The 9,255-nt window shown below is 38.7% G+C and carries 8 protein-coding genes; 3 read left to right on the top strand and 5 right to left on the bottom strand.

What is annotated here, in order from left to right; all coding sequences use genetic code 11:
* Window positions 1-130 precede the first annotated feature (130 nt).
* Entirely contained in the window at window positions 131-316 is a 186-nt protein-coding gene (locus tag CALSC_RS25955) for a hypothetical protein (protein WP_143288248.1), read from the top strand.
* 14 nt (window positions 317-330) lie between these two features.
* On the opposite strand, the gene CALSC_RS25950 is transcribed toward CALSC_RS25955, so the two are convergent.
* From CALSC_RS25950 to psaC, 4 genes are all read right to left on the bottom strand, one after another.
* Window positions 331-510 (bottom strand): hypothetical protein, encoded by a 180-nt coding sequence (locus CALSC_RS25950; protein WP_143288247.1) that lies wholly within the window; start codon window positions 508-510, stop codon window positions 331-333.
* A gap of 144 nt (window positions 511-654) precedes the next feature.
* Complete coding sequence (locus CALSC_RS13090; RefSeq protein WP_088241780.1) at window positions 655-2,154, bottom strand: ATP-dependent nuclease; 1,500 nt, start codon at window positions 2,152-2,154, stop codon at window positions 655-657.
* 204 nt (window positions 2,155-2,358) lie between these two features.
* Window positions 2,359-4,251: a glutamine--fructose-6-phosphate transaminase (isomerizing) gene (gene glmS, locus CALSC_RS13085; RefSeq protein ID WP_088241779.1), complete on the bottom strand. Its 1,893-nt coding sequence runs from the start codon at window positions 4,249-4,251 to the stop codon at window positions 2,359-2,361.
* Between the two features lie 444 nt (window positions 4,252-4,695).
* The gene (gene psaC, locus CALSC_RS13080) at window positions 4,696-4,941 is read right to left on the bottom strand and encodes a photosystem I iron-sulfur center protein PsaC (RefSeq protein ID WP_088241778.1); all 246 of its coding nucleotides are present in this window, start codon (window positions 4,939-4,941) and stop codon (window positions 4,696-4,698) included.
* Window positions 4,942-5,208: 267 nt separating this feature from the next.
* Between psaC and CALSC_RS13075 the strand changes: the two genes are divergently transcribed.
* On the top strand, window positions 5,209-5,580 hold the full coding sequence (locus CALSC_RS13075) for a DUF6464 family protein (RefSeq protein ID WP_088241777.1): 372 nt from the start codon (window positions 5,209-5,211) through the stop codon (window positions 5,578-5,580).
* A gap of 276 nt (window positions 5,581-5,856) precedes the next feature.
* Here CALSC_RS13075 and fmt read toward each other — a convergent pair whose 3' ends face one another.
* Window positions 5,857-6,852: a methionyl-tRNA formyltransferase gene (gene fmt, locus CALSC_RS13070; RefSeq protein WP_088241776.1), complete on the bottom strand. Its 996-nt coding sequence runs from the start codon at window positions 6,850-6,852 to the stop codon at window positions 5,857-5,859.
* A 934-nt stretch (window positions 6,853-7,786) separates the two neighbouring features.
* Between fmt and CALSC_RS13065 the strand changes: the two genes are divergently transcribed.
* Window positions 7,787-9,139 (top strand): hypothetical protein, encoded by a 1,353-nt coding sequence (locus tag CALSC_RS13065; protein ID WP_088241775.1) that lies wholly within the window; start codon window positions 7,787-7,789, stop codon window positions 9,137-9,139.
* Window positions 9,140-9,255: the final 116 nt, after the last annotated feature.

The raw sequence follows: 9,255 nt of genomic DNA, 5'->3' as shown, positions 1-9,255 counted from the left end.
CTTATCTATCAGTATCTTGTCTTCCGGGGTAAGATTACTGCTGGGCATTACCAAGGATAAGTAATACCATGTCCGGTTAAATACTTATCATTAAGACTGCAAGGGGGCAGGGAGCAGGGAGAGAAAGAGTTTGGGTTATTTTTGTATAGATGGCAATATCAGATCCCCGACTTTTTTAAAAATCGGGGATTTAACCAAGTTTGGGGGTAAATTCCCCGTTGCAACGGGGTTTATCTTGATGAGTAATCAAATCAAAAATGCGATCGCCAATTGCAGCTTTGACTACATTCTCTGTATCTTTGCAGTCTTTTTATGATCAAACAGTCCAATTCACCCAATCTTAAGGCTTAGGGTAGCAGGTAAACTGACGGCATTAGTGTTCATCTTATCAGTATCAATAGCAGCAATATCTTTCTCAATTTTAGTTTGCTCCTCATCTCTATTATTACCGCAATGCGATCGCTCTGCTTGAAGTGATAATAATGTAGCTACAAGACTCAAAATAGACAAAATATATACCCTTAAATTCCGAAAAATTAAAAAAAATCCTCAGTGGAAATTGCCGGATACATACTTGCAGTTGTATGAAGATCAAGGATTTCGCAAACAATGGGTGATCGCCGAAGGCGGGCACTTCGTACCATCGCAAATTTTCTACAGGTTTACATTTTTCGTTGAACTACCCTTAAATGGCTTATTGTCATTATCAAGAATGAAAATATGATAACCATCAAGTTCTTCTTGATTGTCGGAATCTTGTAATACTTGGATTTGTTTCTCAATTTCACCTCTACCACCCAAGGATTTAACTGAATATCCAGAAATTAAGTCACCAACAATGATGGGTATAAAATCTTCATCTGTATTACCTTCAAGATATATGATTCCTTTGTTGAACAGAATGTCGGAAGTCTTAATACCAAGACATTTAAGAGCGTCATGTGCCTCTGAATCGTCTTTTTTTAGTATTTTTGTTATATTGTTTGCATCAATTAAATGAAGCAAGTGTAAGCTTTCATCATCCTTAGTTGTAGATAAAATTTCAGCTGAATGAGTGGTGAGAATTATTTGTATTTTTTTACCTTTAAAAATTTTTGTATTTAAGAATGGAATAATATTTCTACAAACTGCTGGATTTAAGTGTAATTCTGGCTCGTCTAGCAAAACAATTCCCTCATTATCTAATGTTTTCATTAGTAAATAGAATGTCATTAGCAAGCCTTTTTCACCACTACTCAAAAAATCAATATCGTAAATAGCACCACTATCTTTCTCTTTAATTAGTACAGATAGTCTCCCTGTTTGGGTTTCAAGTTTTATTCCATGAAGCTCTTTCCCAGGCAATAATTCATCAAAAATTAATTTAAAATCTTGTTTAACACTCTCAACATCATTATTGTTTATCATTAACATATTTAAAAGTGTTGTTTTTAATCTTTGAAACTTAAATTGAGGATTAATACTATAAGATTGCACTTGATTATTAACATCACTTTGCCCCAACTGAATATTAGTATCACCTAAAGGCATTGTCCTGTCGGGTGGAAAATATGAAAACTTAGTAATGTTATAATTTTTAAATTGCATTAAATATGAAATAGTCTCTTGATCAGAACTATTATCTCCGCTTACTTGACCATTTGCTCTAAATATGAGGTTAACATTGCAAATTGGATTAGATTTTAATTCACTAATTTTTTGCTGTGTTTTTATTTTGATATCTTGAAGTTTTTCATCTCCTTCTTTTGATGAGATATAACCAATTAAATCAAAAGTGTTCGTGCTTGTTGTAGGTAATTGCCTCTGAAGTCGATGCATAGAAAATTGACTGATAGATTTTTCCAAAAATTGGATTTCAGTTTCAGACAAACAAAATTCTAAATTAATAGCGATATCTTTTCGAGAATCATTAGCAAGATTTTTATATTGGATGGTTCTTAAATGAGGGGAGAAAATTCCCATATTTTGTAGTGTTGTCTGCGCCTCATTATTCATAGTTGGTAACAATATCGCTTTAACAAGTCTAATTGCATCAAGTATTGTACTCTTACCAACGCCATTAGGTCCAACTATTGTATTAATGGATTCCTTTAAATCAAATTCTATAAAATCAATCTTTCTAAAATTATTTATCAATACTTTCTTTATATACATATTTTTTCTCTTTAATATCGATAAAATGGAATCTAAAAGCAAAAAGGTGATGCTCCAGAGGAGCCGTTACGCGATCACACCTCCACCAATCAAAATGTGATCACCTATCGTTTTAGCCTAAAAAAAGGTATAATCTAGATAATTACCCTGATTATACCCTACGCTAAAATAAGCATAAAAGCCTTTTGCCTACGTATTTACACTCTATTCAACTGTAACCGATTTTGCTAAATTCCTCGGCTGATCCACATCTAAACCGCGCCGCGCCGCAATATGATAGGCCAATAGTTGCATGGGAACCACCGTTAACAGAGGAGATAACAACTCATCCACCTCGGTGACGGGAATCATATCATTAAACACATCCGCCGCCTCACCATGATTTACCGGAGTTACCCCAATTAACCGGGAATCCCTAGCTTTAGCTTCCTGAGCATTAGAAATCACCTTTTCATACACACTACCAGGAGTTGCGATCGCCACCACTGGCACTTTAGCATCTAACAAGGCAATGGGCCCATGTTTCATTTCACCGGCGGGATATCCTTCGGCGTGAATGTAGCTGATTTCTTTCAATTTCAACGCTCCTTCTAAGGCAATGGGAAAGTTAATTCCTCTGCCTAAAAAGATAAAGTCTTGGGTTTCCGCAAATTCATGAGCTAAATGCTCGGTTAACTTTTCCTGGGTTTCTAAGGTAGATTCAATTTCCTTGGGAATATGCCGCAAACCAGCAATAATTTCCGCTAAATTTTCTTGAGGGAGAATTTTACGGCGTTCTGCTAAATCTAACGCCAAGGCGTAAAATGCCATTAGTTGGGCAGTAAAGGTTTTAGTGGCAGCAACACCAATTTCTATCCCTGCCAAGGTATTAATAATATGGGGTACCATATGACCCAAGCTACTTTCTGGACGGTTAGTAATCCCTAACAGTCGCACTTGATACTTAGGCTCTAAACCCTGGCGACGTTCTTTTTCCATACTTAAAGCTGCAAGGGTGTCAGCAGTTTCCCCAGATTGGGTCACGCCAATAGTAAGTGTGTTGGGTATTAAAGGTGCTGGGGCATAGCGGAACTCAGAAGCATACTGTACTTGGGTCGGAACCCCTGCCAATTGTTCTAGTAAGTATTTACCGATTAAAGCCGCGTGCCAACTAGTACCACAAGCTACAATTTGAATTTGCTCCAAGTCTGCATACACCGACTCTGATAAACCGAGATTAATTAAGGAATCAGCTCCATCACCTTCCGAACTAAAATAAGCATCCAAACAAGCCCTCACGACTCCTGGTTGCTCATATATTTCCTTGAGCATGAAGTGCTTGAACCCTTGTTTCTCCACCATCGTCGGACTCAAGCTCAACATCCGCACATGTTTGCGTTGTCTCAAGCCGGCAAAGTTATAAACCTCAACTCCCAAAGGAGTAAGTCTTGCCATTTCTCCATTGTCTAGGGGAAGTACAGCACGGGTATGGGCAATAATTGCTGGAGTATCAGAAGCACAGAAAAATTCCCCTTGGCCAAAACCAATGACTAAAGGAGCTTGTTGACGCACAGCAATCAATTCATCGGGATAATCAGCACAAATAACCGCGATCGCAAATGCTCCTTGGAGTTCGTTGACAGCTTTACGAACTGCCTCAAAAAAGATAACATCAGAATTATCATCTGCTAGGGCTACTTCTTCCTTCAAAAACTGAGCAATCAGGTGAGGTATAACTTCAGTATCCGTTTCCGAAACAAACTCATGCCCTTGAGTCTTTAACTGTTCCCGTAATTCTCGGTAATTTTCCACAATCCCATTTTGCACAACTGCAATCCGCATTGCCATATCCATGTGGGGGTGGGCATTGCGTTCCTCTGGCTTACCATGAGTTGCCCAGCGCGTGTGACCAATACCTATGGGTGCAGGATTTTCCGATTGTTCGATTTTCGAGCGTAGATTGTGGAGTTTACCCTTAGCTCGCACACAATTCAGTTCATCTGACAAAATAGTGGCAATTCCAGCCGAGTCATAGCCCCGATACTCTAATTTTTCTAGTCCAGAGAGTAAAATTTCTGTTGCCGCTTGAGTACCTATATAACCAACAATACCGCACATTTATCACACCACTCCTGAAAATAATTTGTAATTCGTAATTAAGTTTTATTAAGGTGATTTAGACACCAACACAAAAACTGCCACTTTTAGAAGCAAGGAAATTACACCCTGAGAATAATTAAATGAAGGATTGTTTAATCCTCTATTAAGTATAGTTCTTTGTAAAATTTAGCAGTAGCCACAAGGGGTGATGGGATGATGATGAGGTGATTTTTTTCATCAGGATTCCCTTTTGTCTTCTGCCATAGTAGGAGAAAAAGGAGCTACCTGCTCCCCAATAGTATTATGTATTTTTTTAGCAAATGTTTACAAATATTTCGCTACGTAGGCTGGGCATTACCCGTCAATCCTAAAATTTAGGGAAATGCCTACCCTACGATCTAAAAAGTGCTGGCTCTCAAAACAGTGAAAGACTAGCTTGTGGAGAAAATAAAATAAATTTCTCTAGTAAGCAAGTCCCATGCTGCGAGTAGTTTCAGCACCCAAATAAACCCTAATGCTTAGATGATCAGTAGGACAAGCAGTTTCGCACCGCTTACAACCTACACAATCTTCTGTGCGAGGAGAAGCCGCAAGCTGTTGAGCTTTACAGCCATCCCAGGGTACCATTTCCAATACATCAGTTGGACAAGCGCGAACGCATTGAGTGCAACCAATGCAAGTATCGTAGATTTTTACGGTATGAGACATTAAAAGGCTCCTTTCCGAGGTGTGTTCTCTGCGAAGGGATCGTAATCAAAGCTTAGTTTACCGCAGTCAATTAGCTATCGTAAGTAAAAGGCTACATAACTTTAAAGAACGTAATGAACAAAGAGAAATAATAACCTAGTGAAATTGGATAATGTATTTTTTGAATTTATCTCAACTGAAGACTAAAGTCAGTGATCGCTAACTCTAACATAAACTGTAAAGAATCGGTTAGTATCCTAGATAATGTAAGCCAAATTACAAATGCTTATGGAGTCAAATTCTCTACCAACAGAGTTGATTCTCACCCATCCACATCAATCTCTGGGAAGTACAAAACTTGATTGGACACCCCAACCAGGCAATTATTTAGATTTTCAAGGCGAAACCTACGCTGTTTTAGAACGTCATCACAAATACCAGTTAAAATCAGGACGCTACCGCTTACATAAAATAGACCTTTATGTACAATCAGCAAAACGTCCTGATGAAAGAACTTTAGTCAATGGACATTGGGTAATTGGTGATGCTAGTTGTACCTACAATGCCCATTCAGAAATTGTTCGTTGTGCAATTAACCCAGATGGCCCTTGTGAATCATGTCATAATTACGAATATTCAGAATCAAGTTGTGGTAGTTGAAAACCCAAATTATGAAAGGGGTCACAGCTTAGGGAAAAATAAGCTCTAATTAGGGTTTGCTGAATAACTGAAAAATGTTGATTGTTCAATGCTTTGAGGCTATTTGATTGGGAAATAAGTGCAAGGAAATTAGGATTTTAGGTTTAAAATTCTTGCATCTGTTATTTTTTTCGCAAAAAGAATAGAAATCAAGAGGCTGGAACTACTCCCCACTCTCTACTCTCTACTCCCTACTCCCTACTCCCTACTCCCTACTCCCTACCTCACAAGGGTAGTTCACCCTAAAACTTCTCCCAGCTTTAACCGCATACCATTGACAAAATCCCATCCCGATTGAGAACGCTTACCAGCCATTTGCACTTCTCGCAATAGTAATAAACCATCACCAGTTTGGATAATCGCACCTAATCCCTTAGTAATGCTAACTACTTCTCCCGGACTACCCGGCTGGATTGACAAATCTGTAATTTTATGCAGCAAATCTTGCAGTTCTGGTGGTAACTGATCCCAGTATGCAGAACCAAGGGGTCGTGTAGCAATAATTTTCAGATTTTGGTTCCGAAAGCTAGTGACACAATTAGGATACAAGCCGCGGACTCTATTATGGATAGCGATCGCACTTTGTGACCAATTCAATTGATAATCTTCTTTTTTAATTAAAGATGCATAGGTAGCACTGGCATTATCTTGGGGAATCGGCACACTTTCCCCTGTCTCTAACTTTAGTAATGTTTCGAGCAATAAATCAGCACCGATGGCTGCTAACCGAACCGCAACATCGTGGGCATTATCTAGCAAACCGATAGGAGTAGTTGCAGTTAGTAGCATGGCACCTGTATCCATGCCTGCATCCATTAACATGGTGGTAATACCCGTCTCCTTCTCCCCATCACAAATCGACCACTGAATTGGTGCAGCCCCCCTATACTCAGGCAAAATCGAACCGTGGACATTAATACAACCCAACTTGGGCATATCTAGAATTTCTTGGGAAAGAATTTGCCCATAGGCAACTACCACAAATGCATCTGCATCTATTGCTTGGAGTTGAGCGAGAGTTTCTGTATCTTTTTTAATCCTCTGGGGTTGCCATACAGTTATATTGTGGTTGATCCCCACAGTTTTAACAGGTGAAGGAACTAGCTGTTTTCCCCTTCCCCTTGGTTTATCTGGTTGAGTCACAACCCCTAAAACTTCAAAATTTGGAGCATTTAGTAGTTTTTCTAGGGTGGGTACAGCAAACTGAGGAGTCCCAAAAAATACAACTTTCATAGACTGGGCTAATTCACAAAATTATGGATATCACAGTCACAATACTCGAGAAAAACAAAGTACCCCAACCATTTTCCATTTTTACTTTTATTTCTCAGAGTTAAGGAGTAGGTGCAGATTTCCTCATCCAGAGTGGGCAAGTTGTTGAAAATTTTAATCTTTTTTATCAGAAGATGAATAAAAGTGCAACTTGTCAAGCTATAATATGACAGATACTAAACTATGTATCAGTACTTGTAAAATCTGTTGCCAAAATTAGCTGTCAGGACTTTAATTTATTTGGCGATCGCGTAGCGCCTCCCCTTGAGTTACGTTGACCATCAGTCAAGACTTGTAGCTTTATTTCTCAGATCGGGATCTATTTAAGAAACTGTAGTAAATAGTCAAACTAAATTATTTCAGCTTCTATACAGTGATTCTACAAACAAGCTGTGTATCTAGAATTGATGGGTTCAGCAAACTTGATTAAGTGATTGATTTGCCAAACTTTTGACAAAATCCGCACTTCTAACATTCCCTCCATGTGGTTTGTTGTGAAGCATATAAACAAGAGCATCTATCCGTAATAGTAGCTAATTACGTAGTTAAGTTTAAATCTTACTACCAGATGTGGTCACTATAAAAAATGTACCAATTACTGATTATTATCTAGTGAATTTAAGATATAAAAGTTTTATTGGTTAATATAATTGAGAGGATTTAACTAGATAATAGTAATTCCTCTAAGCCTTATGAGATTAAACTATCAGGGCAAAAAACTCCCTTTATTGTATTTGTAAAAAATGTCTGAAATTTTACATTTTTTTTATAGAACCATGAGATGCTTTTAGAACAACAGTTTTAGTTTCTTGTTATACATATATAAATTCCCTGCTTCTATTTCCCTATAGGCGCACCTCCTTACACTCACCACCGCCCTCTAGAGAGTCAAATTATGCTTAAATCCCTTTTATTATCAGGATGGTTCCGGGTGCAATCATTCCTTAATTATTCAGTTATCATGCTACTTGTAGCACCCTTGTTGGTGGTATCAGGCTCGAGTTCTGCTAGGCAATCGCAGGTAAGCAAATATACTCCAATGGAGGGATTATTTGACTCTTTGTCAGAAGACACAACTATTGCCGAGATTGATCCCCAGCAGCTAGCATTTGACTCTGTAGCAAGGGAAAAGCTAATTGGAGATAAGACGAGAACATCTTCAGCAGCTTTCAGAAAAGGTCATCTGCAGGGAGGAAATTTGGCTGCACCCATGGCAATAGCTGTTGTGCGTCCAACATCTTCCATACAGGCGGATGCGATTGATTCCTTGGTAGGAGAAGAACAAACAGATTCATTTTCACAAAAAAATACTCAGCCAGAACCCTTAGCAGCTGTAGAACTTTCACCTGTATTCACACCACCATCTAGCCAGTTACAAGAGCAAAAATCCCAATTGGTGGAAAAATTAAGGGCTTACAAGATTGCATCTGCAGAGTCAAAATCCGTGGAGTCAAAATCAGTCACAGCCATTGCTCTATCAGCAAGAAAGTCTTTACCAAAACCCCAAGAGATGACAGTGGTGAAAGAACTGGATGAAACTCAATTAGAGAAGCAGGAGGATCCAATAGCCAGTCCCCATCCTGTCCCTTGGAAATGGATTACATCTACCCAAAAAGCCATTGGTTCTCAAGGTATTTCTGGAGTCCGTTACTATCGAAGTGTGCCAGTAATTTCTCCCGATGGTCGTTATGCGGTTTACAGCCGTGTGCAACTGCAAGTAGAACCAGAAATGCACAATACTCGGGTAACTAGCATGTTGTTTATTGAGGATCGGCAAACTAAAAAATTAAAGGTACTAAAATCTACTTCCCGAGTTAGGGATCCTCTATTAGAGGCAAAAGCGACACCAGTTAGTTATGTTCCCAATGGCACTATTGACATATTTGTTCCCATTAGCTGGTCAAAAAATGGCGATCGCTTTTTGGCACGAAAATTCCAAGGCTTTATGAATACATCTGATGCTAAGGACAGTGCATTTATTTGGGACAGACAAGATAATAGCACTAACACCATAATCCCCAGCCAGAATCAAGATGAACATCACAAGATATCTGTATTACTGGGATGGAGTAAAATGCAACCCACAAAAGTTATGTTTCGTGCTGGTGAATTAGGTGAAGAGGAATGGCCTTTAGTTACAGTTGCTGATAATGGTACAACAGTGGCAGCAACTGATGCAGATCAACCTGTGGTTTTTGGCGATTTAAATGAAGATATTTGGCAAGGCTCCAAGGTTGCTTATAGATAGTTAGTTAGTGAAAATTGAGTGTGAACAGAAAGCTCCCCGACTTGCTCAAAAAGTCGGGGAGCTTTCTCTTGCCATTTTTACCATGAAATTAGGAATAAAATATCAGACTCATACGT

The organism is Calothrix rhizosoleniae SC01 (assembly GCF_900185595.1).
Taxonomy (GTDB): domain Bacteria; phylum Cyanobacteriota; class Cyanobacteriia; order Cyanobacteriales; family Nostocaceae; genus Calothrix_A; species Calothrix_A rhizosoleniae.
Note: the sequence above shows the minus strand (reverse complement) of the source record. Positions and strands in the feature narration are given on the sequence as shown.

What these genes read in the sequence shown, in the direction of transcription:
- fmt (WP_088241776.1), bottom strand. Translation starts at nt 6,852, where the DNA reads ATGAAAGTTGTATTTTTTGGGACTCCTCAGTTTGCTGTACCCACCCTA.
- psaC (WP_088241778.1), bottom strand. Translation starts at nt 4,941, where the DNA reads ATGTCTCATACCGTAAAAATCTACGATACTTGCATTGGTTGCACTCAA.
- CALSC_RS13065 (WP_088241775.1), top strand. Translation starts at nt 7,787, where the DNA reads ATGCTTAAATCCCTTTTATTATCAGGATGGTTCCGGGTGCAATCATTC.
- CALSC_RS13090 (WP_088241780.1), bottom strand. Translation starts at nt 2,154, where the DNA reads ATGTATATAAAGAAAGTATTGATAAATAATTTTAGAAAGATTGATTTT.
- CALSC_RS13075 (WP_088241777.1), top strand. Translation starts at nt 5,209, where the DNA reads ATGGAGTCAAATTCTCTACCAACAGAGTTGATTCTCACCCATCCACAT.
- glmS (WP_088241779.1), bottom strand. Translation starts at nt 4,251, where the DNA reads ATGTGCGGTATTGTTGGTTATATAGGTACTCAAGCGGCAACAGAAATT.